The 22,939-nt window shown below is 57.6% G+C and carries 31 protein-coding genes; 20 read left to right on the top strand and 11 right to left on the bottom strand.

Annotated elements, in window-relative coordinates:
• Positions 1-2 precede the first annotated feature (2 nt).
• From ruvX to pyrE, 7 genes are read right to left on the bottom strand one after another with little or no spacing between them, the layout of a single operon-like run.
• Entirely contained in the window at positions 3-473 is a 471-nt protein-coding gene (gene ruvX, locus WA922_RS03315; RefSeq protein ID WP_424770251.1) for a Holliday junction resolvase RuvX, read from the bottom strand.
• Between the two features lie 8 nt (positions 474-481).
• Positions 482-1,627, bottom strand: coding sequence for a DUF3089 domain-containing protein (locus tag WA922_RS03320; RefSeq protein ID WP_424770252.1), 1,146 nt, complete (start codon positions 1,625-1,627; stop codon positions 482-484).
• Positions 1,617-2,699, bottom strand: a complete 1,083-nt coding sequence (locus tag WA922_RS03325) for an AI-2E family transporter (protein WP_424770253.1) — start codon at positions 2,697-2,699, stop codon at positions 1,617-1,619. Before WA922_RS03325 ends, WA922_RS03320 begins: the two co-directional genes overlap by 11 nt.
• Complete coding sequence (lepB, locus tag WA922_RS03330; RefSeq protein ID WP_424770339.1) at positions 2,696-3,574, bottom strand: signal peptidase I; 879 nt, start codon at positions 3,572-3,574, stop codon at positions 2,696-2,698. The genes WA922_RS03325 and lepB overlap by 4 nt, the downstream gene beginning before the upstream one ends.
• Before the next feature lie 39 nt (positions 3,575-3,613).
• The gene (acpS, locus tag WA922_RS03335) at positions 3,614-4,021 is read right to left on the bottom strand and encodes a holo-ACP synthase (RefSeq protein ID WP_424770254.1); all 408 of its coding nucleotides are present in this window, start codon (positions 4,019-4,021) and stop codon (positions 3,614-3,616) included.
• On the bottom strand, positions 4,018-4,770 hold the full coding sequence (locus WA922_RS03340; protein WP_424770255.1) for a pyridoxine 5'-phosphate synthase: 753 nt from the start codon (positions 4,768-4,770) through the stop codon (positions 4,018-4,020). The genes acpS and WA922_RS03340 overlap by 4 nt, the downstream gene beginning before the upstream one ends.
• Before the next feature lie 18 nt (positions 4,771-4,788).
• A complete protein-coding gene (gene pyrE, locus WA922_RS03345; protein WP_424770256.1) occupies positions 4,789-5,367 on the bottom strand; it encodes an orotate phosphoribosyltransferase in 579 nt (192 codons plus the stop codon).
• Positions 5,368-5,554: 187 nt separating this feature from the next.
• Here pyrE and coxB point away from each other — a divergent pair, with 187 nt between their 5' ends.
• From coxB to WA922_RS03425, 16 genes are all read left to right on the top strand, one after another.
• Positions 5,555-6,631 carry a cytochrome c oxidase subunit II gene (gene coxB / locus WA922_RS03350; protein ID WP_424770257.1) on the top strand — a complete coding sequence of 359 codons (1,077 nt, stop codon included), beginning with the start codon at positions 5,555-5,557 and terminating at the stop codon, positions 6,629-6,631.
• A 61-nt stretch (positions 6,632-6,692) separates the two neighbouring features.
• Positions 6,693-8,396, top strand: a complete 1,704-nt coding sequence (gene ctaD, locus WA922_RS03355; RefSeq protein ID WP_424770258.1) for a cytochrome c oxidase subunit I — start codon at positions 6,693-6,695, stop codon at positions 8,394-8,396.
• Positions 8,397-8,506: 110 nt separating this feature from the next.
• Positions 8,507-9,448, top strand: a complete 942-nt coding sequence (locus WA922_RS03360) for a heme o synthase (RefSeq protein WP_424770259.1) — start codon at positions 8,507-8,509, stop codon at positions 9,446-9,448.
• A complete protein-coding gene (locus tag WA922_RS03365) occupies positions 9,445-9,570 on the top strand; it encodes a hypothetical protein (protein ID WP_424770260.1) in 126 nt (41 codons plus the stop codon). Before WA922_RS03360 ends, WA922_RS03365 begins: the two co-directional genes overlap by 4 nt.
• 3 nt (positions 9,571-9,573) lie before the next feature.
• Entirely contained in the window at positions 9,574-10,158 is a 585-nt protein-coding gene (locus WA922_RS03370; protein ID WP_424770261.1) for a cytochrome c oxidase assembly protein, read from the top strand.
• 80 nt (positions 10,159-10,238) lie between these two features.
• Positions 10,239-11,105, top strand: coding sequence for a cytochrome c oxidase subunit 3 (locus WA922_RS03375; RefSeq protein WP_424770262.1), 867 nt, complete (start codon positions 10,239-10,241; stop codon positions 11,103-11,105).
• 14 nt (positions 11,106-11,119) lie between these two features.
• A complete protein-coding gene (locus WA922_RS03380; RefSeq protein WP_424770263.1) occupies positions 11,120-11,542 on the top strand; it encodes a DUF983 domain-containing protein in 423 nt (140 codons plus the stop codon).
• A complete protein-coding gene (locus WA922_RS03385; RefSeq protein WP_424770264.1) occupies positions 11,539-12,108 on the top strand; it encodes an SURF1 family protein in 570 nt (189 codons plus the stop codon). The genes WA922_RS03380 and WA922_RS03385 overlap by 4 nt, the downstream gene beginning before the upstream one ends.
• Positions 12,109-12,183: 75 nt before the next feature.
• On the top strand, positions 12,184-13,584 hold the full coding sequence (gene thrC / locus WA922_RS03390) for a threonine synthase (RefSeq protein ID WP_424770265.1): 1,401 nt from the start codon (positions 12,184-12,186) through the stop codon (positions 13,582-13,584).
• Positions 13,584-14,474, top strand: a complete 891-nt coding sequence (locus WA922_RS03395) for a class I SAM-dependent methyltransferase (protein WP_424770266.1) — start codon at positions 13,584-13,586, stop codon at positions 14,472-14,474. The genes thrC and WA922_RS03395 overlap by 1 nt, the downstream gene beginning before the upstream one ends.
• Before the next feature lie 9 nt (positions 14,475-14,483).
• Positions 14,484-14,855 (top strand): dihydroneopterin aldolase, encoded by a 372-nt coding sequence (locus tag WA922_RS03400; protein WP_424770267.1) that lies wholly within the window; start codon positions 14,484-14,486, stop codon positions 14,853-14,855.
• Positions 14,842-15,183 carry a Rossmann fold domain-containing protein gene (locus WA922_RS03405; RefSeq protein ID WP_424770268.1) on the top strand — a complete coding sequence of 114 codons (342 nt, stop codon included), beginning with the start codon at positions 14,842-14,844 and terminating at the stop codon, positions 15,181-15,183. The genes WA922_RS03400 and WA922_RS03405 overlap by 14 nt, the downstream gene beginning before the upstream one ends.
• A gap of 13 nt (positions 15,184-15,196) precedes the next feature.
• Complete coding sequence (moaA, locus tag WA922_RS03410; protein ID WP_424770269.1) at positions 15,197-16,201, top strand: GTP 3',8-cyclase MoaA; 1,005 nt, start codon at positions 15,197-15,199, stop codon at positions 16,199-16,201.
• 1 nt (position 16,202) lies between these two features.
• Positions 16,203-16,445: a MoaD/ThiS family protein gene (locus WA922_RS03415; protein WP_424770270.1), complete on the top strand. Its 243-nt coding sequence runs from the start codon at positions 16,203-16,205 to the stop codon at positions 16,443-16,445.
• 7 nt (positions 16,446-16,452) lie between these two features.
• Positions 16,453-16,899, top strand: coding sequence for a molybdenum cofactor biosynthesis protein MoaE (locus WA922_RS03420; protein ID WP_424770271.1), 447 nt, complete (start codon positions 16,453-16,455; stop codon positions 16,897-16,899).
• Between the two features lie 78 nt (positions 16,900-16,977).
• Entirely contained in the window at positions 16,978-17,415 is a 438-nt protein-coding gene (locus WA922_RS03425; RefSeq protein ID WP_424770272.1) for a hypothetical protein, read from the top strand.
• Between the two features lie 47 nt (positions 17,416-17,462).
• Here the strand turns inward: WA922_RS03425 and WA922_RS03430 are convergent, their stop codons facing one another.
• Positions 17,463-18,158 (bottom strand): Crp/Fnr family transcriptional regulator, encoded by a 696-nt coding sequence (locus WA922_RS03430; RefSeq protein ID WP_424770273.1) that lies wholly within the window; start codon positions 18,156-18,158, stop codon positions 17,463-17,465.
• Complete coding sequence (locus tag WA922_RS03435) at positions 18,155-18,664, bottom strand: hypothetical protein (protein WP_424770274.1); 510 nt, start codon at positions 18,662-18,664, stop codon at positions 18,155-18,157. Before WA922_RS03435 ends, WA922_RS03430 begins: the two co-directional genes overlap by 4 nt.
• A gap of 194 nt (positions 18,665-18,858) precedes the next feature.
• On the opposite strand from WA922_RS03435, the gene rplU reads away from it, so the two are divergent.
• From rplU to WA922_RS03450, 3 genes are all read left to right on the top strand, one after another.
• On the top strand, positions 18,859-19,341 hold the full coding sequence (gene rplU / locus WA922_RS03440; protein ID WP_424770275.1) for a 50S ribosomal protein L21: 483 nt from the start codon (positions 18,859-18,861) through the stop codon (positions 19,339-19,341).
• A 26-nt stretch (positions 19,342-19,367) separates the two neighbouring features.
• Positions 19,368-19,637 (top strand): 50S ribosomal protein L27, encoded by a 270-nt coding sequence (gene rpmA / locus WA922_RS03445; protein ID WP_424770276.1) that lies wholly within the window; start codon positions 19,368-19,370, stop codon positions 19,635-19,637.
• Positions 19,638-19,855: 218 nt separating this feature from the next.
• Positions 19,856-20,362 carry a GNAT family N-acetyltransferase gene (locus WA922_RS03450; protein ID WP_424770277.1) on the top strand — a complete coding sequence of 169 codons (507 nt, stop codon included), beginning with the start codon at positions 19,856-19,858 and terminating at the stop codon, positions 20,360-20,362.
• A 73-nt stretch (positions 20,363-20,435) separates the two neighbouring features.
• On the opposite strand, the gene WA922_RS03455 is transcribed toward WA922_RS03450, so the two are convergent.
• Positions 20,436-21,362 (bottom strand): metal-dependent hydrolase, encoded by a 927-nt coding sequence (locus WA922_RS03455; RefSeq protein WP_424770278.1) that lies wholly within the window; start codon positions 21,360-21,362, stop codon positions 20,436-20,438.
• A gap of 29 nt (positions 21,363-21,391) precedes the next feature.
• Between WA922_RS03455 and WA922_RS03460 the strand changes: the two genes are divergently transcribed.
• Positions 21,392-22,000: a TetR/AcrR family transcriptional regulator gene (locus tag WA922_RS03460; protein ID WP_424770279.1), complete on the top strand. Its 609-nt coding sequence runs from the start codon at positions 21,392-21,394 to the stop codon at positions 21,998-22,000.
• Here the strand turns inward: WA922_RS03460 and WA922_RS03465 are convergent.
• Positions 21,997-22,812, bottom strand: a complete 816-nt coding sequence (locus WA922_RS03465) for a YgfZ/GcvT domain-containing protein (RefSeq protein WP_424770280.1) — start codon at positions 22,810-22,812, stop codon at positions 21,997-21,999. The genes WA922_RS03460 and WA922_RS03465 overlap by 4 nt on opposite strands.
• Positions 22,813-22,939: the final 127 nt, after the last annotated feature.

Consider the following 22,939-nt stretch of genomic DNA (forward strand, 5'->3'; position numbering starts at 1 on the left):
ACCTATAGGATTCCGCCAGCCATTGCATCAATCGCTCCTTGCAAAATGATCGCAGCGGCGTGACTATCAATTTTTTCAGCGCGTTTGCGGCGGCTCATATCCTGTCCGATCATCGCGCGCTCTGCGCTGGTGGTAGACCAGCGTTCATCCCACAGAAGCACCGGCAATTCAAACGCCGCCGCCAGATTACGGGCATAGGCGCGGCTGGCCTGAGCGCGCGGCCCTTCGCTGCCATCCATATTGCGCGGTAAACCAATGACGATCGCCTTGATGCCGCGCTGACGGATTGCTGTGCCCAGGGCATCACGGTCCCGGCCAAATTTCCCGCGCTGCAGCGTGCTGCCTGCCGTGGCGAATTGCCAGCCCGCATCGCAGGTGGCCATTCCGATAGTTTTGGTGCCCAGGTCCAGAGCCAGTAACGCGCCCCCTTCGGGTAATGCATCACGCATCTCATTCGCGCTATCGGTAATCATGCGGCCACTCAGGGCTGCGCCGACATGGAGCGGACCCGCGCAACCACGCCTTGCTGCACATTTTTCCAAAACAGCGGAATATCATAGACGTGGTAATTATTACCAGGCAGCACATAATTGCCCATTTCGGGCGGCGGACCAATGAGAAGCAAACCGCGGTCATCACATGTCGCAGGTACGGCACCGGGTAAAAGCGCCCCCGTTTGGAAACCGTCTTCAGGTACCAGAGTGCCGAGGTTTTGAGCACTGTCGGCAGCACCGCCGACGCCGCCCGTCAACGGATTGGTGCACAATATCTTGCTATCGCCGCGCGGCTGCCCATCAAAGCCGGTAGAAGTCTGATAGGCTTCCAGCACCTGCGAAGGATCGGCGGGCTCGGCGTAGCTCGACCATGCCATCAGGCAGCCCGATTGCTGCGCGGTGGCGCAGGCGGGGATGCCAAGCAATGGCAGGTCGTGTTCGACCGATACTGGCCAGCCAACGGCATAGGCGGCAGCCAGTCGTTCCTTGACAGGCGAGCGGGCGACCTCTTCTTTCAGCAATCGCAGCAAATGGACGCTGCCTTGGCTATGACCGGCCAGCACGATCGGCGTGTCCGGTTCAACCGAAGACAGAAAAAACTCATACGCAGCTTTGACATCGGCATAGGCAGCATTCAGCGCGCCGGTTGCATCCTCGCTTTCGGCCAGAAACGCGCCAAATGTGGCCTGCCGGTAACGCGGCGCCCAGATTTCGCTCGCCTGATTAAACGGACTGGCCATACCGCGAACATAGATGCGCGCGATACGCTGCGATTCTTCATCGTCCAGCGGCGCATTCCAGTTGGCGCGATCAAGATAGCTGGTCGGATGGATGAAAAAGACCGCGAAATCGGGTGCGGGCTCTGGCGGATTGCCTGGAACGGGGAGCCCATCCGCGCCGCTCTGTATGGCCGGTTGCCAGCGCGCCGGGTCGCTTGTGCCAATACCCGGGCGCGAAAACCACATGGCGGGATCCTGATAGGCGTTTCGCTCCAGCGGTTGCTGCTCGACGAAATCGGCGCTGGGCACCATTGCAAGTTCGGTCAGCTCTTTTGACCAGATCGCCAAAATCACTGCGCCGAAAAAGACCAGAACGATGATTGTAGCGATGAAATAGAGAAATTTACGTGCCACTATCAGCCTCCAACACCCGGTCATCCTCCGCCTGGTTACGCGCCGCCCGGCGTTCCAGAGCGACTTTCAGCATTGCCAGCATGGGATCGGCCAGAAACAAACCGAGGATACCGAACAATATGCCCATAATTAGCTGCCCGGTCAGTACCACTGCCGGAGCCAGATCGACTGTCTTCTTGGCGATCAGCGGGATAATCACATAGCCATCGAACGTCTGTACCAGAAAATAGACAAAAATCGTATAGAGTCCCATTTCCGTTCCGCCGGAGAAACCCACCAGAACCATCAATGCCCCCGCAATCAAAGCGCCCAAATTGGGAATGAAAGCGAGCAATCCGGTCAAAATACCAAGCAGGGCAGCCATCGGCACGCCGTACCAGGCAAGCAGGGCCCAAGTGAAGATCCCCTCAAACACCATCCCGATCAGGCGGCCAGCCATCAACCGCCGCATGGTGAAAGCCATCTGCGATACTGTTTCGTAAAACCCGTCGCGCCGATTGCGAACGATCAGCCAGGCAACCCCGCGCTCATATAGTTTGGGTTCCATCGCCAGATAGATGCCGATGATGGTGATCAGCAGAAGGGTGGTCAGGCCGCCGAAAATCCCTCCGAGCGCGCGCGTCAGCGTGCCGACACCGCTTAGGAGATTGGTCGCTAAACCCTGAATATCAGCCGGATCGATGGCAAAACCCTGACTTTGCGCCCATGCCAGCGCGCGCGTGACCTGCCGTTCAACGATTGACGGTAATTGTGCAGCTTCCTGCGATATCTGCGTCCCGGCATAGGTCGCCAGCCAATAAAAAAAGCCGATCGTCAAAATCAGGATCAGCAATACGCGCCAGGGCCGGCCAATCGGCAATATCCGGCCGATGAGACGCGCACCGCCATCAATCATGGCAGCAAACACCATCGCCCCGAAAAGCACCAATAATGACTGCGAGATATAAATGGCCAGCAGAATCAGCCCGATCACTGACGACCAAACGAAGGCCCGTTGCGCTTCGAAGCGTAATTCTGGGTTCAGGATACGCGATGGGCTGGTGCCGAGATCGGGATTGTCCTGCTTATTCATTGTGAGACGCCTTCTTCTGCAATCGCCGGGCGCAATGTCGACCATGCCCGGTCGCTACGCAAGGAACTGAACCAGGTCGACGGGTTCCAGCTCGTCGTTCCATCGAGTGAGAATGTGATAAATTCGGCTCGGCCGCCGACATTCTGCAACGGCACAGGTCCGCCCAGACCGTCGGCAAAAGCCTCGGCGCGGCTATCGGCGGAATGATCGCGATTGTCGCCCATCATGAAAATATGCCCGTCGGGAATGGTGATCTCGGCGAAATTATCGAGCGGGTCTTTTTCATGGTCGATCACGAGATAGCTTGCACCATTGGGTAATGTCTCCCGGTAGACAGGAACTTCATACGCTTTCGCGCCATTGTCGAGCGTGACCAGATATCGCTGGAAATAGCCCAGGCATTGCAGGCCGGAACAGATTTGCTGCGCATCATACGGTAGCCTAACCGGCGGTTCGACAGTCCGCGGCACTTGCGTGCCATTGAGTATGATCCGGCCATTTTCCACGGCAATCCGGTCCCCCGGCAAAGCGACCACCCGTTTGATGTAATCCTCGTCGCGTGTCGGCGGCACGGCAATAACGATATCGCCATAGGCCGGGTCAGCACCCCAAATCCGCGTATCGCTGCGCGGGAGGACGTGGAACGATGCCGACACCCATGACCAGCCATAGGGGTATTTGGTCACCACCAGCCGGTCACCCACCATCAGATTGGGCAGCATCGATGTGCTGGGAATGAAAAATGGTTTCGCAACGATACTGTGGAATGCCAGCACGGCCAGCAGCATGAGAAACAAGCCGCGAAATTCCGCAAACCAGTTGATGGTTTCGGCGTTTTCGCCAGGGGTATCAGATGGTTGGGTCACGGTGAGAATATCGAAGCTCTATATATGTGAAGGCTGGGTACTCCGCGTTTATGGGCGGACCGGAACTGCTTCGATGATCACGAATGCCTGGGCCCAGGGATGATCATCGGTGAGAGTGAGATGAATCACCGCTTCATGCCCGGGCGGCGTCAGTTCCGCAAGCCTGTCTGCCGCGCCATTGGTCAGGGCCAGCGTGGGCGCGCCCGATGGTGCGTTCACCACGCCTATATCCTTCATATAAACGCCGCGATAAAACCCTGTGCCGACGGCTTTGGAAAAGGCTTCCTTGGCCGCGAACCGTTTGGCATATGTGCCAGCGCGCGTGTACGGGCGTTTGGCTGCTTTGGCGCGCTCAATTTCGGTAAAGCTGCGGCGTTCAAACCGTTCGCCGTGCCGGTCGAGAGCTTTGGCGATACGCTCTATATTACACAGATCCGAACCGAGGCCGATAATCACCGCGCTTCGTCCATCAATTGCCGCATCTTTCTGACGGCATGTTCCAGGCCGGTGAAAACCGCCTCGCCAATTAGATAATGGCCGATATTGAGTTCGGCCAGTTGCGGTATCGCGGCGATCGGTTGCACATTCTCATATGTCAGGCCATGACCGGCATGGGGCTCGATACCGTTTTTGACTGATAAAGCCGCCATGTCAGCAATGCGCCTCAGCTCGGCTTCCAGCGCGGCGGCATCTCCATCGATAAAAGCATGGGCATACTCGCCGGTGTGAAATTCGACAATATCCGCGCCCAGCCGCATCGCAGCCTCCAGCTGGCGGGCGTCTGCCTCGATGAACAGGCTGACCCTGATATCGGCATCCTTCAGGCGCGATACGATCGGCGCGAGGCGGTTGTGCTGACCTGCTGCATCCAGCCCGCCTTCAGTCGTGCGCTCTTCGCGGTTTTCGGGAACGATGCATGCCGCGTTGGGCAAATGCCGCAACGCAATCGACAGCATTTCGTCTGTCGCGGCCATTTCCAGATTGAGCGGCAAGTCGGTTGCAGCCTGAATGCGCTTCAGGTCATCATCGCGGATGTGGCGGCGATCTTCGCGGAGATGCGCAGTTATGCCATCCCCGCCAACCGCGGCGACGATTTGCGCCGCGCGCACGGGATCGGGATGCGCACCGCCGCGTGCATTGCGGATGGTGGCAACGTGATCGATATTCACGCCAAGGCGCAAAGCGTTGCGCGTATGGGCATTCATGGTGCGCACGTCATGCACTTACTTGCGGCTCCCCGGTTTTGTGACTGGAATGGCAGCCAGTTCCATCGGTATTTCATCATCGGCATATGTCGGGAAGGTTATCTCTAGCAAAGCGAAATAGGGCACGTCGAACGTCGCTGCGCCGCCGGTACGATTGACGATGGATACCAGCGCAAGGACCTCGCCGCCAGCCGCCTGGACCGCTCTGATCGCCTCGCGCGATGACAGGCCTGTGGTGACAACGTCTTCAACCAGAACGACCTTGGCTCCCTGTTTGAGCGCGAAACCGCGGCGGAACTCAAATGTTCCCTCCGGCCGTTCCAGAAATATCGCCTCTTTACCCAAAGCCCGGCCCATCTCGTGACCGATAATTATGCCGCCCATCGCCGGCGACACAACCGTATCAATCTGGCTGCGCAATTCGCGCGGTATTTTTGCGGCAAGTCCCGCTGCGATTCGGCTGGCGCGCATCGGGTCCATAAGTGCCCGCGCGCATTGCAAATAATGCCCGCTATGCCGACCGGAGGAGAGCAGAAAATGTCCTTCCAGAAGGGCGTCACTGGCTCGGAATTCGGAGAGTACGTCTTCTTCAGTCATCGGCAATACTCCGGTAAATCGGTGGAAACTTGTTCGTTTGGCAACACCGGTTGCGGATTTTTCTCCTAGAACCGCTTGAGACAGCGGGCAAGCGTGCGTATAGGCACAATCGGAAAGCCCCATATTAAGGGGGTGAGGTAAGGGCAGAGATTGCGATGTCCTGTAACGAACAGAGAGCTGTGTGCTAATGAATTTCGGTGATCGGTCCATGCGGGCTTTACGGATGTTAACCACGCTGTGTGCGGCAATGTTGGCCGCGCTCGCGCCGCAGGTCGCTCTGTCGCAAGACGCTGTAACGGTAACGGATGCACCGGGCACCGTGGCGCCTGCCCAGGCGGCTGAGGCCGATGTCGTCGTTACGGAGGCGGCTGGCCCGGACGCGGCATATGAACCGCTCGGCCCCGAATGGATCAAGGGGCAGCCGACATCATTTGAAGATGATGCGGCTGGCTCGATGACGTTCCAGGACCAGTTTTCGTCCAATGGCGATTATGCCCTGTGGATGCATGATGCGATATTACTGCCGGTGATCACGATCATCAGCCTGTTTGTGCTGGGTCTGCTGCTGTGGGTAATCGCGCGGTATCGCCGCAGGGCAAATCCGGTTCCTTCAAAGACCACGCACAACACTCTGGTTGAAGTGGTCTGGACATTGGTCCCCGTCCTGATCCTGGTCGGGATCGCAATTCCGTCCATCACCCTTCTTGCGCGCCAGTATGAGACGCCGCCGGAAGAGGCGGTGACGATCAAGGCGATCGGTTACCAGTGGTATTGGGGTTATGAATATCCTGATAATGGCGGCTTTGAAGTCGTCTCCAACATGCTGAGCAATAGTGAAGCGATTGCCAATGGCGAGCCTGCCTTGCTGGCGGTTGATAACCGCATGGTTGTGCCGGCGAATACACCGCTTCGAATTCAGACGACCGGTGCCGATGTGATCCACGCATTTTCTGTCCCATCGCTGTGGTTCAAGATTGACGCGGTACCCGGCCGGTTGAACGAGCGGATGCTGACGATCGACGAGCCGGGCATTTATTACGGGCAATGTTCTGAACTGTGCGGTGTGAAGCACGGCTTTATGCCGATCGCTGTCGAGGCATTGCCGCGCGACAAGTGGGAAGCATGGGTTCGCTCGCAGGGCGGCACTGTCGCTGGTGATGAACCTGCGGTAGCTGAACAGGCTGATACGGCGGCGCCCGCTGCGGATGCCGCTGCCGATACCGAGAGTGAGGTCGCGGGTGAGGAAGCTGCACCGGCAGTATAGCTGCTGGCCGCTGCCGAAAATATAGAATTACGCCGAAACGCATATTGAGGTTTGATACAACATGGCAACAACAGCCGAAACATTTCCAGCACATAGCGACGATCATGCGCATGATGCTGACCATAAGCCCGGCTTCTTTGCGCGCTGGTTCATGTCCACGAACCACAAAGATATCGGTACGCTGTATCTGATATTTGCGATCTGTGCGGGCATTATCGGCGGCGCGATTTCCGGTGTGATGCGGATGGAATTGGCAGAGCCTGGTATTCAATATCTGGGTGCTGTTGTGGAATTGATGGGCGGCGAATCGGCCATCGATCAAAATCTTCACATGTGGAATGTCCTAATCACGGCGCACGGTCTGATCATGGTGTTCTTCATGGTTATGCCCGCCATGATTGGCGGTTTTGGTAACTGGTTTGTGCCATTGATGATCGGTGCGCCCGACATGGCGTTCCCGCGGATGAACAATGTGTCATTCTGGCTGACAGTGGCCGGTTTCGCCAGCCTGATGTTCTCCATGTTTGTACCCGGCGGATCCGGTAATGGTGCCGGGGTTGGCTGGACGGTCTATGCACCGCTTTCCACATCGGGCTCGACCGGCCCGGCGGTTGATTTCGCAATCTTTGCGCTTCACCTGGCCGGTGCTGGCTCAATTTTGGGCGCAACCAATTTTATCACCACCATCTTTAATATGCGCGCGCCAGGCATGACGCTGCATAAAATGCCGCTGTTCGTATGGTCGGTTCTGGTCACGGCGTTCCTGTTGCTTCTCGCTCTGCCGGTTCTGGCTGCGGCGATCACCATGCTGCTGACGGACCGTAACTTCGGCACGACATTCTTCGATCCGGCGGGCGGCGGTGACCCGGTTCTCTACCAGCATCTGTTCTGGTTCTTCGGCCACCCTGAAGTCTATATCATGATCCTGCCCGGTTTCGGGATGGTCAGTCAGATTATTGCGACCTTCAGCCGCAAGCCGATCTTTGGTTACCTCGGTATGGCCTATGCGATGGTTGCCATCGGTGTGGTCGGCTTCATCGTGTGGGCGCACCACATGTATACGACTGGCCTGGACGTAAATACGAAAATGTATTTCACCGCTGCGACGATGGTTATCGCGGTGCCGACCGGGGTTAAGATATTCAGCTGGATCGCGACAATGTGGGGCGGCTCGCTAGAGTTCAAATCGCCGATGGTATGGTCACTTGGTTTCATTTTCCTGTTCACCGTTGGCGGTGTGACCGGCGTGGTACTGGCCAATGGCGGCATCGATGATAACCTCCACGATACATATTACGTGGTGGCGCATTTCCATTATGTTCTGTCGATGGGTGCGGTGTTCTCGCTATTTGCCGGATTCTATTACTGGTTCCCGAAAATGAGCGGCCGGATGCACAGCGAATTTCTGGCGCAACTGCACTTCTGGGTGTTCTTCGTCGGGGTGAACATCATCTTCTTCCCGCAGCATTTTCTTGGCATGAACGGCATGCCGCGCCGGATTCCTGATTACAATGAATCCTTCGCTTTCTGGAACGAGGTATCCTCTTACGGTTATGCGGTGATGGGGGCGTCCATGCTGATCTTCTTTGCCAACCTGATATATGCCTACACAGCGGGCAAGAAGGCAGCGGATAATCCTTGGGGAGAGGGGGCAACCACACTTGAATGGACATTGTCCTCACCGCCGCCTTTCCATCAATTTGAAACTCTGCCGGTGATCACTGATAAGAATGACTATCATGATCACCGTCCGGTCAGCGCATAGGCGTTGCCGCTTCCCCAACGGAAGCAAGGAATGTTCATACTTGGAGGGGCGCAGCGGAAACGCTGTGCCCCCTTTGGCAAAAATTCAGTTGAAAGGCCGTGCGCCCTGTAATGACCGTCACCACAACCTCCTCGGGACATATTCTGCCGGCTGATTGGCGCGACTTTTATGCGTTGACCAAGCCGCGCGTTATGACATTGGTGATTTTCACTGGTATTTGCGGTCTGGCTGCGGCGCCTGGCAGCATTCATCCGATCTTGGGGTTCACCGCGATCCTGTGTATCGCACTGGGCGCTGGCGGCTCGGCGGCACTGAACCAGTGGTGGGAAGCCGATATAGATGCGGTAATGAAGCGGACATCCAGGCGTCCATTGCCAGCAGGCCGTATGAACCCGGTTGACGCACGCGATTTCGGCATAGCCATTTCTGCTGCATCGGTTGGTATCATGGGCCTCGCGATTGGCTGGCTCGCGGCAGCTATTCTGGCTGTGGCGATTTTCTATTATGCTGTCATTTATACGATCTGGCTGAAGCCGCGTACACCGCAGAATATTGTGATAGGCGGCGGTGCGGGGGCATTTCCGCCCATGATCGGCTGGGTCGCGGTGACCGGCGATGTCACGATTATGCCGATCCTGCTATTTGCCATTATCTTTTTCTGGACACCGCCGCATTTCTGGGCGCTCGCCCTGTTCGTACAGAGCGATTATTCTAAAGCGGGCATCCCGATGATGCCGGTGGCAAAAGGGGCCGCTGCGACGCGCCGGCAGGTTCTGATTTACAGCATCATGCTGGTGCCAATCGCTGCAGCCCCGTGGTTTGTGGGCGGTACCGGCGCGCTGTATGGGGTGATTGCGCTCGCGTTATCGCTAATATTCTTGGCCCTGTCAGTGCCGGTTGCCTTCCGCACGGCCACGCCAGAGGATATGATGAAGCCTGAAAAGCGGCTTTTTGCGTTTAGCATTGTCTATCTATTTGCGCTGTTTGGTGCGCTGGTTTTGGACCGCGTGGCAGATTACCAGAATTGGCCCATTCCCGGAGTAACGCTATGACCCCCGAAGAAGACGCCGAATATCGTCGCCGCCAGAAAGGCCGCAACCTTGTGATCGGCGGCGTATTGCTGTTTTTTGTCGTGCTGTTTTATGCCATTACCATCGTACGTATCGGAGATTGAGCTGTGACAACGGCTACGCTTGAACAGAAAAATGTGAGAGTTGGCATATACGCGTTTATGGGCGCATTGGCGATGCTCGGCATGGGGTATGCTGCGGTCCCGTTATATGATCTGTTCTGCCGTGTGACCGGCTTTGGCGGAACCACGCAGAAAGCCACCGAAACAGAGGCAGAGATTGCCGCACGCCTGGCACAAAGCGGCGCAACGCGGCCAATTTCGATCCGGTTTGATGCATCCACGGCGCGCGATGTGCCGTGGTCTTTCCGGCCTGAGCAAGTGACCGATAGAGTGCAAATTGGCCAACGCGATCTGGCCTTTTACACTGCACGTAATGACAGCGACGTGCCCATCACAGGCACCGCAACGTTCAATGTCGAGCCAGAGCAGACCGGACGCTATTTCAACAAGATCCAGTGCTTTTGCTTTACCGAACAGACATTGCAGCCCGGCGAGTCGATCCGGATGCCGGTTCTATATTATGTTGATCCGGCAATTTTGGATGACGATAACACCAAAGACGTGGAGCAGATCACGTTAAGCTACACCTTCCACAAATCTGCCAATGCTCCCGAAAATCAAGCGCCGTAAGGCTGGACCAAACGTGCCCGGCTCATTATGAGCAATACCGGGCGAACATCAGATAATGTTCTGACAGAACGAGAGAATTCATGGCTGGTACGAAAAACCACGATTATCATATCTTAGCACCTGACATCTGGCCGTTTGTCGGATCGGTTTCCGCTTTGGTGTTTACCACCGGGATGGTGCTGTTCATGCATGAAATGGCCAGTGCGCATCTGGTGCTCGGCCTGGGTATCGCGGGATTGATTGCAACCTTTTTCAGCTGGTTTGCCAATATTGTCCGGGAAGCGGAAAGCGGCGATCATACACCGGTCGTGCAGCTCCATATGCGCTACGGCATGATCCTGTTTATTGCCTCTGAAGTCATGTTTTTCGTCGGCTGGTTCTGGGCGTGGTTCGATTTTGCACTTTTCCCCGCGCCGCTGGAATATGTTGATGGTGTGACGACGAGCCTGTTTGGCCAAGAGGGTGAAAGCCTTGCGCGAACATTCCCGCCAGCCGGCCTGGAAGTGCTTGATCCGCTGGATTTGCCTTTGCTCAACACGCTGATCTTGTTGTGCTCGGGCACCACTGTCACTTGGGCGCACCATTCGCTGATCCAAGGGGACCGGGACGGTCTCAAGAAAGGCCTTTGGGCGACGATTGCACTGGGCGTTCTGTTCACGGGTATTCAGGCCTATGAATATACCCACGCGCTCAGCGCATATAGCTTTGGCGGGAATACTTACAGCTCCGGCTTTTACATGGCGACGGGATTCCACGGTTTCCACGTTTTGATCGGCACTATCTTTTTGGCCGTATGTCTGTTCCGGTCTTACAAGGGCCATTTCACCCCGCGTCAACATTTCGGTTTTGAAGCGGCAGCGTGGTATTGGCACTTTGTCGATGTCGTGTGGCTGTTCCTGTTTATTGCAGTGTATATCTGGGGCGGTTGGGGCGCACCGATCCATTAAGTGACTGGTCGCACATGACATCAGAACGATCTGATCCGAAAGGGCAGTCCGGCATCCAGTCGAATTGGCGATTGCTTTCGTCAAAGACCGGATTGGGGGCTGCCCTTTTCGGTTCATGTCCCAAATGCGGGGCGCAGACCCTGTTTGCAGGTGTCGCGCAATTTGCCCCCAAATGCGGCGTCTGCTCATTAGAGTATAGCCAGTTCAATGTGGGAGATGGCCCGGCCGGATTTCTCACTCTCATTATCGGCGCAATCATTGTCGGGCTCGCATTGTGGCTCGAAGTCAGCTGGGCACCGGCATTCTGGGTTCACGCTGTGCTGTGGATACCGCTGACTTTCTTGATGGTGATCGGCGGATTGCGGATCGCGAAAGCGGCGTTGCTGTTTGCCGAATATAGCCGCAACGCACGCGAGGCCGGCAGCGGCGATTTATGATCAGGACCGTTCCGATTATTCCCACGCTGCTGGTGCTGCTGTGCGCGGTGATCATGGTGGCGCTGGGGATCTGGCAATTGGGCCGTGCGGAGGAAAAAAACGCCCTGCTGGCGCGTTACCAATCAATTAGTGCAGATGCGCCAGCGGTTCCTTACCCGTCCGGTGATGCAGCGATGGAAGCAGCACTTTATCGCACGACCATGATTGATTGCCCGGATATCATTAATATCCGTAGCACTGCCGGTACCAATGCTGTCGGAGTAAAGGGCTGGGCGCATATTGCCGAGTGCGCACTGGGCGGCGGGCGGACTGCCGAGGTTGCGCTGGGCTGGTCGCGTAACCCCAATGCCCCTGAATGGCGCGGCGGCACGGTAACGGGAATATTGGCACCGGGCGGCAAGATTATCGCTGACCCGGCGCTCGCCGATCTCGGTCCGCTGGCCAAACCCGATCCCGCCGATTTGCCCAACAACCATCTCGCCTATGCCGGGCAGTGGTTTCTGTTCGCTCTCACGGCGCTGATTATCTATGGTGCGGCGCTGCGGCGGCGCGCACGGTTGCATTAAGGGCAGCAAAGCTATGCGCGGATAAAGCCGGGCTGACTTGCCCCCCGCCGCGCGCGCCGCTAACCGCGAGATATCATGCACTATATTTCCACACGCGGCGCTGCGCCGGTTCTTGATTTTGAAGGGGTTACGCTGGCCGGTCTGGCGAGCGATGGCGGGCTGTATGTGCCGCAGGAATGGCCGCATTTCAGCGAGGCCGAGATTGCCGATATGGCAGGATTGCCTTACGCCGAACTGGCGGCGCGGATTATGACCCCGTTTGTCGGGAATAGCCTCAGTGCGGATGAACTCAGCGATCTGTGCGGACGCGCCTATGGCCGGTTTTCGCACGCTGCGGTCACCCCGCTAAGGCAATTTGACGAGCAGCAGTGGCTGCTGGAACTGTTCCACGGACCGACCCTGGCATTCAAGGATGTCGCTTTGCAGTTGCTAGGCTTGCTGTTCGAGACATTTCTGGAGCGCAGCGGCGGGCATCTGACCATCGTTGGCGCGACCAGCGGCGATACCGGCTCGGCCGCGATCGACGCAGTTGCCGGGCGTGACGGGATCGATATTTTCATGCTCCATCCTAAAGGCCGGATCAGCGACGTTCAGCGCCGCCAGATGACGACGGTGCTGGCGCCCAATGTCTACAACATCGCCATTGATGGCAGTTTTGACGATGCCCAGGCGTCGGTGAAACGGATGTTTACCGATACTGATATGAATGGCCGGTTCCGTATCAGCGCCGTCAATTCCATTAACTGGGCGCGGCTGATGGCGCAAATCGTCTATTATTTCGCCGCCGCGCTGCAACTGGGCGCGCCGCATCGCAAGATCGCTTTTTCCGTCCCGACGGGAAATTTCGGCGATGTGTTTGCGGGCTATGTCGCGGCGCAAATGGGTCTGCCGATTGAGCGCCTGATTGTCGCAACCAATGTGAACGACATTCTTCACCGCGCGTTTGCCAATGGCGATTATTCTGCCGGCAGCGTCACGGCCACAGCGGCGCCGTCTATGGATATCCAAATCAGTTCCAACTTCGAACGGTTATTGTTCGATGCGGGCGGGCGTGATGCTGGCGCGATGGCGCAGCAAATGCGCAGTTTTGAACACAGCAAAACGATGCAGCTCACCAATGCGCAGCGTCAGCATGCCGCCAGTCTGTTCACCAGCGCCCGGGTCGATGCGGACGCCATGTCGCAAGCGATGCGGTGGGCGAATGATGCATGCGGAGAAGTCATCGACCCGCATACCGCGATTGGATTACATGCAGCGCGGGCGGTTGAGCTTCCCTCTTGCGTCCCGGTAGTGACCCTTGCGACGGCGCATCCGGCGAAATTTCGTGATGCGGTCGAACGCTCCACAGGCACGCGCCCTAATCTGCCGGCCCGGGTCGGCGATCTGTTCGCCCGCGAGGAACGCTATGATGAATTGAGCGGCGATTACGCCGCACTCACCGACTATGTTTCTAAGCGGGCAACCGGGTCACAATAATGGCGCAGCTGCGTCCACACGCTGTAATGATGGCTGGCCATGCATGGGATGATTACGGGCTGGTCGATAGCGGGCACGGGCGCAAGCTGGAACGCTATGGCAGCTACCGCTTCATCCGGCCCGAACCGCAGGCCATGTGGCAACCCAGGCTTGGTGAGTGGGATGCGCATGGCGAATTCGTACCGGGTTCTGATGAGGATGGCGGTGGGCGTTGGCGGTATGACAAACCTGTGCCGCAGGATGGCTGGCCGCTCAGATGGCGCGCGGTGGATTTTACCGCGCAATGTACACCGTTCCGGCATTTGGGTTTCTTTCCCGATATGGCACCGGTGTGGGAATGGATGCGCAGCCAGCTGGACGGCGAAGATGATGCCGAGACACTCAATCTGTTTGGCTATACCGGGGTGGGCAGTCTGGCCTTGTCCCAATGCGGCAAAGTCACGCATGTCGATGCATCCAAGAAGTCAGTGGCGCAGGCGCGCGAGAACGCGGCGCTGGCCGGAATGGAGGATCGCCCGATCCGCTGGCTGGTTGATGATGCCGCGAAATTTGCCGCGCGCGAGGTCCGGCGAGAGCGCCGCTATGACGGAATCATCCTCGACCCGCCGAAATTCGGGCGCGGACCCAAGGGAGAAACGTGGCGGTTGGAACAGGATTTGCCCGATCTGGTATCCGATTGCCGCCAATTGCTTGATGCGAATAGCCGCTTCCTGTTCCTCACCGTATATGCCGTGCGCATGTCCAGCCTTGCTTTGGGCGGATTATTGAACGAGATTTTTGCCGATTTGCCCGGCGTGATCGAGCATGGCGATCTATCCGTGCAGGAGGAGGGTGAGCACGGCCGTTTTCTGCCCACGGCAATCTTCGCGCGTTGGAGCAATCCCAGCTAAGGAACCGATATGGCCGATTCGCTCATTCTAGAAGTTGCTGACCTTGAACATGACGTCCTGACGGGGATTTATTCGGAGGAAACAGGCAAGCCGCAGCCGCTGCGGATCACCATTCAGGCGAAAATCGCCATTGCTGATCGGTATGATCCCGACACGCCGCTTGAAGCCAGCAAGAACTATATGGATTTGAAAGCGGCCGCGACCGACCTGCTTCCACACGGCGTGCATTTCAAATTGATAGAAGCTCTGGCCGATCACATCTGTACCACATTGATGGACGGTGATGACCGGATCGAAGCGGTTACGATCAAAATCGTGAAGCTTGCCATCGCCGAAGCGGATGAGAAAATTGGCATAACCATGACGCGTGAGCGGCGCTGAGCCCCGGATGCAAGACGTTGTGCATATTGAGACTTTGCCAGACGGCGCGCTGGACGCAGCCAGCGAATTTGCGCTGCGATGGCTTCCAAAACTGCGGGAGCGCATTGGCCAGCACGGCAGCATTGTGATAATCTTGCCGCCGGCGGATATCGATCACACGGATTGGCGCCGCGCGGTGATACGCGATTTTGCGCGCGCTTCTGCACCGATGCGGGTCAATCTGATCGGCGGCGGAACAGACCGCGCGCGCGCCGCAACACTGGCCTATCTTGAGGGCGCAGCAGGCGTGACCGGCCAGTATCTACCGCTCACTGACGAATCAACGTGACACGGCGCTTGTCATGACCCCGCCTCTGCCGCTGATTGACCAATTCAACCGTCAGATAACCTATCTGCGGTTATCGGTGACTGATCGCTGCGATTTGCGCTGCACCTATTGTATGCCGGAAAAGATGCAGTTTCTGCCGCGCGCAGAAGTGCTCAGGCTGGAAGAGCTGTATGATCTGGCGCGCGGTTTCATGGATCGCGGTATCACCAAAATTCGTCTGACCGGCGGTGAGCCGCTTGTTCGGCGTGATGTCATGCAATTGATCACTGCGCTGGGGCGTCATGTCGGTAACGAACTTGAAGAATTGACGCTCACGACCAATGCAACCCAGCTCGCCCGGCATGCAGCGGATTTGGCCCTGGCCGGAATACGCCGTGTAAATGTGTCGCTTGATACGCTCGACCGGCAGACATTCGCCCGCCTTACGCGGCGCGACAGGCTTGATGACGTATTGGCAGGAATTGCTGCTGCGCAGGATGCAGGCATGCAGGTCAAGATCAATACAGTCGCGCTGCGCAATACCAACGAGCGCCAATTGCCTGATCTTATCGCCTGGGCGCATCATTGCGGCTGTGATATCACGCTGATTGAGGCGATGCCGCTGGGGAAGATAGATGAAGACCGTGCCGATCATTATCTGCCGCTGACGGCTGTGCTGGATGATCTTGAACGGCGGTGGACATGTGTTCCCTCCGCCCATGTCACCGGCGGCCCAGCGCGCTATTTTGATGTGGTCGAAACCGGCGGACGGTTGGGCATGATCACGCCGCTTACCAACAATTTCTGCAGCGGATGCAACCGGATCCGGGTCACCGCCACCGGGCAATTATATCCATGCCTGGGCGGCGGAGAAAAGGTCGATCTGCGCGCAGCGTTGCGCTCTGGCGATCCGGCCGGCAATCTGTCGACATCGCTCGATATGGCCATGCGGATCAAGCCGGAAAGGCACGGCTTCCGGATTGATCGGGCCGGGCAAACACCCGCACAGCCGCGTCATATGTCAGTGACCGGTGGCTGATATGACCATCCGCATTGTGTTTCTCGGCCCGCTGGCCGATATCGCACCTGCCCCTGATATGCGGGCGGATGCTCCGCTTGACTGGGCCGGATTGCTCGCGCTGGCGGGTGAAGAATCTGCCCGGCATATGCGCAGCGACAAAGTGCATGTGGCGTGCGCGGGAACAGTGCTCGCAGATAAAACGGCGCTCAATGCGCAAACGGGCGATGAAGTGGCAGTGCTGCCCCCTGTCAGCGGGGGATAGCGCGGATATGATGCGCGACCTCCGGTTAATTGCCAAGCCCTTCGCGTATGATGCGCTGGTCAGCGCCTTTGCCCGATCGAATACCGGCTTTGGCGGGATGTGTACCTTTGTCGGGGAAGTGCGCCGTGACGAGGATGTGCAGGCGCTGGAACTTACCCATTACGAACCGCTCACTCTGCCGGGAATGCACCAGATCGCTGATGCAGCAGAGCAGCGTTTTGCGGTGCTTGGTATTCTGATGGCCCACCGCTTTGGTACCTTATATCCCGGCGAACCGATCGTGTGTGTTTCTGCTGCGGCATTACACCGCCGCGCGGCGATTGATGCAGTGGATTTCTGCATGGATCATTTGAAAAGTGCGGCATGGTTTTGGAAACGCGAATTGCGCGGCGATGGCTGGCATTGGATCGAGCCGCGCAGTGACGATTATACTGCGCTGCAAAAATGGAAATAATTCGGCGAGTTTGATCAAGATCAAAGCGGCGGCGGCATGATCGCGTCACAAGGGGCTTCACAACAAAGGAGCCTCATCATGTCATACCATTTTCTTCGCGATCAGATTGCGCAACGCGCAGCCATCCGCACCAGCGCCGTTCTGGAGAGCGGTGATGCACCGCATCAGGTGGACCGGACCTTTGAACTGCCCCGGTGGATATATGCGATAACAGTGGGGTGTTACCTCGCATTTGTGGCGATCATGGCGGTGGGCTTTTCTTCGCCGGGTCTTACCATCCCAATGATGATTTTCACTCTGTTTATCGTCGCAGGCTTCGGCGTTCCTGCAATCTGGACCCGATTGTCACCCGAACCAGGCGCCAAAGCGATGAATGCGGGCCAATTTCGCCGCTTGGGCATCAGCACTTTAACCGGCAGACTGTCGGCGAGTGAAGCGGCAACGCAAATATTGATTTTGCCGGTTCTGATAGTCCTGTGGGCTGTTGCCGTGGTCATTATCGCCGCATTTGTGTGACAGTGTGGCCGGTCGCCGGCTAAGCGCGCATTCTGCAGGGCTGCTGGTCAGCGCCCCGTCTCAGCAAGCTGCAACAGCAATGCGGGATCGGCTATGTCGATCCCGCGCGCGCCATTCTTGCTTATCGCGCCCTCTTTTTCCAGAATGGAAAGCTGACGACTGACCGTCTCGATGGTCAGCCCGGCCAAGTTGGCGATCTCCCCGCGCGTGAGCGGCAGTTCAAATGAGCGGGCAGGATGACATGGCGAATCGCTCGCTGCTTTTGCGAACGCCATCAGCAAAGCGCCTATTTTCTGTTTCGCGTTACGCATTGCATTGATCGCCAGCAGTTCCCTCGAAGCGTGCACGTCCTCCTGCGTGCGGCGCAACAGGGCGTGCGTGAGGGCGGGGTGCTGTGCCAAAGCGGTGGTCATATCTGCCCGGGCGAACAGGCACAGCTCGCTGGCGCCCAGCGCAACCACGTCATAGCTGGAAAACGGTTTATACAATTCCCCGATAAAGCCGGCGGGGTGGACCAGCGCAAGAATATGCTCATCCCCCGCGGCATCAATCATTCGTATCTTAAGAGCGCCCGAAACCAGCGTCGCGCAGACAGTGTCCTGGTCACCTGCGTGAAACAGCGTTTCGCCGCGCGCCAATTGTCTTTTTCGGCCTTGTGCTGCCAAGGCATCGCGCTCGAGATCACTCAAAACAGAGCAGGCTGCGCTGTCACGAACAGGGCAACTGGCGCAGACCAGGCTCATCGGCGCACTGTATCTCTTAACTGAGCAAGCACGGCATCCTCTGCCTGGACCAGGGCCGTGACGCGTTGCCGGGCTTCGCCGATCTCATCATTCGATTGCAGCGCGGTGGCGGCGCTTGCATAAAACAGATCGAGATCGGCCAGCGCGATGGCGGTCAGGCTGCGCTTGGCCTCCAGATCCGCCAAGGCGACCAGCGCATCCCCGGCAGCATCGCTGCCAATTGGTGCACGCGCGCCGCGTTGGACGGCGCGCCGTGCGGAAGGCGCAGCCTCGATAAACGCCCGATGCGCTGACTGGGCGCGCGATTCGATACCGGCGATCTGGCTGGTCTGCGCGGGGGTAAGCGACGCAGGCGGCGCACTGGCCGGCGGGGGCGCGCCATATGCTGCCGGATTTCGCTCAAAATCGCGAAGCTCCAACGTCGGATAGTCAGCAGTGGTCGCGGTGCACCCGGACAATGCGGCGGCAAGGATACATATGAGGGGGAAGCGGGCCGTTGTGAACATGCCGTCGGTCTTATCACAAACGCATGAATGTTCCAGCGGTGGATGCTGCGGCCAGCCCCTGACTTGCACGTTGACTTGGCTTGGCCTTTCGCTTAACGGGACGTTCTTTCCACAGGGCCGCGTCGGCGGTGCTTTGGGTATGCGGTGTTTTGTAATGAACACAGCACAGCTATTAGATTGAAAGTGATACAACCATGTTCGCAGTAGTGCGCACTGGCGGCAAACAATACCGCGTTGCAGCCGGAGACAAAATCGCAGTTGAGAAGCTGGCTGGTGAAGCCGGTGATACGGTAACGCTGGGCGATGTTCTGCTCGCTGGTGAGGGCGATTCGATTGCAGATGCATCGAAAGTTTCGGTTTCTGCCGAAATTATTGCGCAGGCCCGCAGCGAAAAAGTGGTCGTTTTCAAGAAGCGCCGCCGTCACAACTATCGCCGCAAAGCTGGCCATCGCCAGTCGATGACGCTGCTGCGCATCGTTGGTGTGGGTGACAGCAAAGCGCCTGCCAAAAAAGCTGCCGCTGCGAAGAAAGAGGTTGCACCTGCGGCTGCTGAAGAGAAAAAGGCGCCTGCGAAGAAAGCTCCAGCAAAAAAAGCGGCCCCTAAGGCTGCGGCAGACAAGAAGGCTCCTGCGAAGAAGGCTCCTGCCAAGAAGGCACCCGCTAAGAAAGCGGACTAAGACAGTTTTTTAAAGAGTAAGAGACAATGGCACATAAAAAAGCAGGTGGTTCATCCAATAACGGTCGCGATTCAGCAGGCCGCCGCCTTGGTGTGAAAAAATTCGGTAGCCAGGAAGTGGTTCCGGGCAACATTATCGTGCGTCAGCGCGGTACAAAATTCTATCCAGGTGCCAATGTCGGCATTGGCAAGGATCATACTCTATTCGCCCTATCCGGCGGACGTGTGCGATTCCACGGCGGTAAACAGGGCCGCAAATATGTGTCCGTGGACATGATGGCGGAAGCCGCCGAATAAGTGCGATAGTTCACTTACAGGACTATCCGACAGGATGGTCCGCCGAAATATCGGCAACTCCAGAGGGAGATTGGGTCATCCAGTCTCCCTCTTGTCGTTTCTCCCTCTGACTGTATCGGAAAATTGGGTTTCCGGTGCCACGGATTTGTCATGCAGCGCCTTTACCGGGGCGATGCGGGGCTTGAGGAGAAAGCACCATGTTTCATCGGAGCGAAAGATTGTTCTTACGGCCCGCGTGGCCAGAGGATGCTGATGCGATTTATCGCGGGATTGCCGATGAAGCGGTCGTGCGCAATCTCGCATCCGCTCCGTGGCCCTATCACCCGGCCGATGCCGCCGAGTTTGCACAATTGCCGCATGATGCATCGCATCCGCGCTTCATGGTAACCTTGCCCGAAAGCGGAGAACTGGTCGGCTGTATCGGTATCGATCCGCATGGCGATGATATCGAAATGGGATATTGGATCGCGCGCCGCCACTGGGGACGAGGCTATGCCACTGAAGCGGGGCAGGCTGTTATCGAAATGGCACGGATGATCGGGCGCAAGCGGATTGTTGCCAGCCATTTTGCCGATAATCCGGCATCGGGCAGAGTGCTGCGTAAATTGGGGTTTAGCCCCACCGGTAGTGTCGAGCCGCGCAAGAGCTTGGGGCGGGGTGCACCAGCAGAGGCCATCGGTTACTGCCTGAACCTAGAGATCCCTCAATCGCGACGGGCGGCCTAAATGGCCGCCCGTTTTTGATTAGGTCACTGGGAAGCAGTGCGCGGCGATTACGGGAACACGGGGCGGCAGGACTTCATGCCGGTTCGGCTGGCAGCTGCGCATCTGCATAGGGGCTGCCGGGCAAATTGATCAGAGCGCGATCATCCAGATTCCACGGATGATAGCCCGGCATTAAAATCTTTGACCATTCCCAAAACATGCGCCGCATCATGCCCGGTTTCCACCACAGAAATGCATAGAGCTTGCGCTTGGCCTGCCGCCGAGTGAACCCGTCCTGTTCCAGCAAGCCAATGGCATCGCGGATGCGGTTGCCGAAATATTTGCGGGTAATCAGCACCGCGATCAATGTCTTGACGCGGTACCGTTTCCACCGGCTCCAGTCCTTGGTCGCATGCAGCCAGACATCATAGGTGATGCCTTTATGCTCGATTTCCTCGGTTGCATGCCAGCGCCAGATGTCCGCGGCGACCGGATCGGCCCCTTGCAGATAGCGCGGATCGGACAGCAGATGATGGCTGATGATCGCGGCAAAATGTTCCAGCGCAATGGTGATTGCGAGGTTGAATTCCTTCGGCCGGCCTTCGGTCAGCGCGAGCATCGCCTGAATACCCTGATCGATGCTTTCGACATTGTATCCGTGATCGGATACCAGCCGGTTAAACGCGACATGCTCGCGCGTGTGGTTGATTTCCTGCGCCGTGAAGGCTTTCATTTCTGCGGCGATTTTTGGCGGAACCTGATCGCGGAACATCCGCATCGTATCAATAAAAAACGCTTCGCCGCGCGGCAGGCTGGCGGACACAGAATTGTACCAGGCGGTTGCTACCGGATCGCCCGAATGCCACCAGCGGGGGGTGTTATGAGTGCGATCAAAACGCTGGTTCCGGACGGTCAATCCATGTTCGTCGGGGGTGGCCGATTGAATAGCGGTGAGGGTCTTTGCATCCGGCTTGCCGATCGCGTCCGCCCGTTCTACGTCGATGGATGTCTGTTTATTCATGCTTCACAACCTATTGAGCGGTTTGGTCAATGGCAACACGTAAAAGATTAACCCCTGAAGAGTCGCGCGGCACCGCATTGGAAGCGGCCCGGGCATTGCTTATCGAAACCGGACCGCAATCCGTAACTTTGAAAGCAGTGTCGGCCCGCATAGGCAGAACGCATGCAAACCTGTTGCATCATTTTGGTTCGGCATCAGGATTGCAGAAAGCACTTGCTGAACATCTCGCAAAAACCGTGTGCGGGACGATCAAGGACGCGATCCGCGCAACCCGTGCCGGTTATGGCAGTCCGCGCGAAGTGGTCGATCTGACATTCGACGCGTTTGATAAAGAAGGCGCGGCGGGGCTGGCCAGCTGGATGCTGCTGACAGGTAACGAGGATGCGCTTAATCCCATTATCGAGACGATACACGAGCTGGTTGATGAACTGGCACCCGAGGAGGCGGACGGTCATAGCGGGGTCATGGCAATGCACGAAAACACGCTGACGCTGGTACTGCTGGCGCTGGGTGATGCGCTGATCGGCACGGCCCTGTCGCGTTCGCTGTCTTTGCCAGACAGCGCAGCGCGCGACCGGGCGGAAAGAATTCTCGTCGAGGATTTAGAGCTGCGCGCTGTGCCTGACTGCGGCGCCTAATCAGTTACAAGCGGAGCGTCTGCGCCCAGCGACATCCATGACGGGACGATATCGGCGGTAATATCTGCAACCCGCATATGATCGACTGCCAGATCCAGATCGGGGTAGGCGGCTTTACGGCGCTTCTCGTCTGACCGGCTGAGCGGCACCACAACCAGCCGCCGCTTGACCTTTTGCCGCCAGTTCATTCGCGCAGTATTCTCCTGGCCGATATAGCAGCCTTTCTCAAAACTCACTCCGCGCAGATCCACCGCATTGGTTTCCAGCCAGAGAATATCGCCAAGCTCGCTGCCGCCTTCTGGAACACCCAGCGCCAGCCGGTGCGATAGCCATTCATCATCAGCGGCAACGTCCGTATCACACGCACGCATTATCCATCGGTAGCCCAGAGCATCCAGGCGAGGGTCGAGCGCGGCGGGTGCGGTCTGGGCGGTTTGCCAGTACACACCCCGTACGGGGTCCACCTCAATCGTGATTTTGCGGCGCAGACGGTACAGCGACAGGCGTTTTGACAGGGCCGGTGCGGCATCAGCCTCACAATCAATCAGGATCGCGCGCGCATCGTCCGGGTCTGCCCAGATGATGAAGTCAAACATTGTTTTGCCTTGGGCGCTGAGCAAACCGGCCCAAACGGGCAGCGCGCCCGGAAGACCCCCGCAAACTTCGCCCATAACTTCGCCCATAACTTCGCCAGCAACATTGCCCCTGACATCGCTGGTGACCAGCCCTTGCAGGAAATCGCGGACATTCTCGCTATCATCTGTGGGAGACAGCCGAATGACGGCGCGGTTGAAAAGGCGTGGTTGTGACATTTTCGCAAAGTGGCGTCTGGCTGCGCGCAAATCAAGATGTGCAGACCGGCGCCTTTCGGCAGGACAGGGATTGTCCTGGGCGGTTAAGATGTGGCACGGGTTGACGGGGTATGGGGCGCAACGCTCC

Source organism: Pontixanthobacter sp., from assembly GCF_049682855.1.
Lineage (GTDB): Bacteria > Pseudomonadota > Alphaproteobacteria > Sphingomonadales > Sphingomonadaceae > Pontixanthobacter.

Excerpts from the sequence above, each read along its gene's own strand:
- ruvX (WP_424770251.1), bottom strand. The coding sequence starts at position 473 with ATGATTACCGATAGCGCGAATGAGATGCGTGATGCATTACCCGAAGGG.
- WA922_RS03325 (WP_424770253.1), bottom strand. The coding sequence starts at position 2,699 with ATGAATAAGCAGGACAATCCCGATCTCGGCACCAGCCCATCGCGTATC.
- WA922_RS03340 (WP_424770255.1), bottom strand. The coding sequence starts at position 4,770 with ATGAATGCCCATACGCGCAACGCTTTGCGCCTTGGCGTGAATATCGAT.
- pyrE (WP_424770256.1), bottom strand. The coding sequence starts at position 5,367 with ATGACTGAAGAAGACGTACTCTCCGAATTCCGAGCCAGTGACGCCCTT.
- coxB (WP_424770257.1), top strand. The coding sequence starts at position 5,555 with ATGAATTTCGGTGATCGGTCCATGCGGGCTTTACGGATGTTAACCACG.
- ctaD (WP_424770258.1), top strand. The coding sequence starts at position 6,693 with ATGGCAACAACAGCCGAAACATTTCCAGCACATAGCGACGATCATGCG.
- WA922_RS03360 (WP_424770259.1), top strand. The coding sequence starts at position 8,507 with ATGACCGTCACCACAACCTCCTCGGGACATATTCTGCCGGCTGATTGG.
- WA922_RS03365 (WP_424770260.1), top strand. The coding sequence starts at position 9,445 with ATGACCCCCGAAGAAGACGCCGAATATCGTCGCCGCCAGAAAGGCCGC.
- WA922_RS03375 (WP_424770262.1), top strand. The coding sequence starts at position 10,239 with ATGGCTGGTACGAAAAACCACGATTATCATATCTTAGCACCTGACATC.
- WA922_RS03380 (WP_424770263.1), top strand. The coding sequence starts at position 11,120 with ATGACATCAGAACGATCTGATCCGAAAGGGCAGTCCGGCATCCAGTCG.
- WA922_RS03385 (WP_424770264.1), top strand. The coding sequence starts at position 11,539 with ATGATCAGGACCGTTCCGATTATTCCCACGCTGCTGGTGCTGCTGTGC.
- thrC (WP_424770265.1), top strand. The coding sequence starts at position 12,184 with ATGCACTATATTTCCACACGCGGCGCTGCGCCGGTTCTTGATTTTGAA.
- WA922_RS03395 (WP_424770266.1), top strand. The coding sequence starts at position 13,584 with ATGGCGCAGCTGCGTCCACACGCTGTAATGATGGCTGGCCATGCATGG.
- WA922_RS03400 (WP_424770267.1), top strand. The coding sequence starts at position 14,484 with ATGGCCGATTCGCTCATTCTAGAAGTTGCTGACCTTGAACATGACGTC.
- moaA (WP_424770269.1), top strand. The coding sequence starts at position 15,197 with ATGACCCCGCCTCTGCCGCTGATTGACCAATTCAACCGTCAGATAACC.
- WA922_RS03415 (WP_424770270.1), top strand. The coding sequence starts at position 16,203 with ATGACCATCCGCATTGTGTTTCTCGGCCCGCTGGCCGATATCGCACCT.
- WA922_RS03420 (WP_424770271.1), top strand. The coding sequence starts at position 16,453 with ATGATGCGCGACCTCCGGTTAATTGCCAAGCCCTTCGCGTATGATGCG.
- WA922_RS03425 (WP_424770272.1), top strand. The coding sequence starts at position 16,978 with ATGTCATACCATTTTCTTCGCGATCAGATTGCGCAACGCGCAGCCATC.
- WA922_RS03430 (WP_424770273.1), bottom strand. The coding sequence starts at position 18,158 with ATGAGCCTGGTCTGCGCCAGTTGCCCTGTTCGTGACAGCGCAGCCTGC.
- WA922_RS03435 (WP_424770274.1), bottom strand. The coding sequence starts at position 18,664 with ATGTTCACAACGGCCCGCTTCCCCCTCATATGTATCCTTGCCGCCGCA.
- rplU (WP_424770275.1), top strand. The coding sequence starts at position 18,859 with ATGTTCGCAGTAGTGCGCACTGGCGGCAAACAATACCGCGTTGCAGCC.
- rpmA (WP_424770276.1), top strand. The coding sequence starts at position 19,368 with ATGGCACATAAAAAAGCAGGTGGTTCATCCAATAACGGTCGCGATTCA.
- WA922_RS03455 (WP_424770278.1), bottom strand. The coding sequence starts at position 21,362 with ATGAATAAACAGACATCCATCGACGTAGAACGGGCGGACGCGATCGGC.
- WA922_RS03460 (WP_424770279.1), top strand. The coding sequence starts at position 21,392 with ATGGCAACACGTAAAAGATTAACCCCTGAAGAGTCGCGCGGCACCGCA.
- WA922_RS03465 (WP_424770280.1), bottom strand. The coding sequence starts at position 22,812 with ATGTCACAACCACGCCTTTTCAACCGCGCCGTCATTCGGCTGTCTCCC.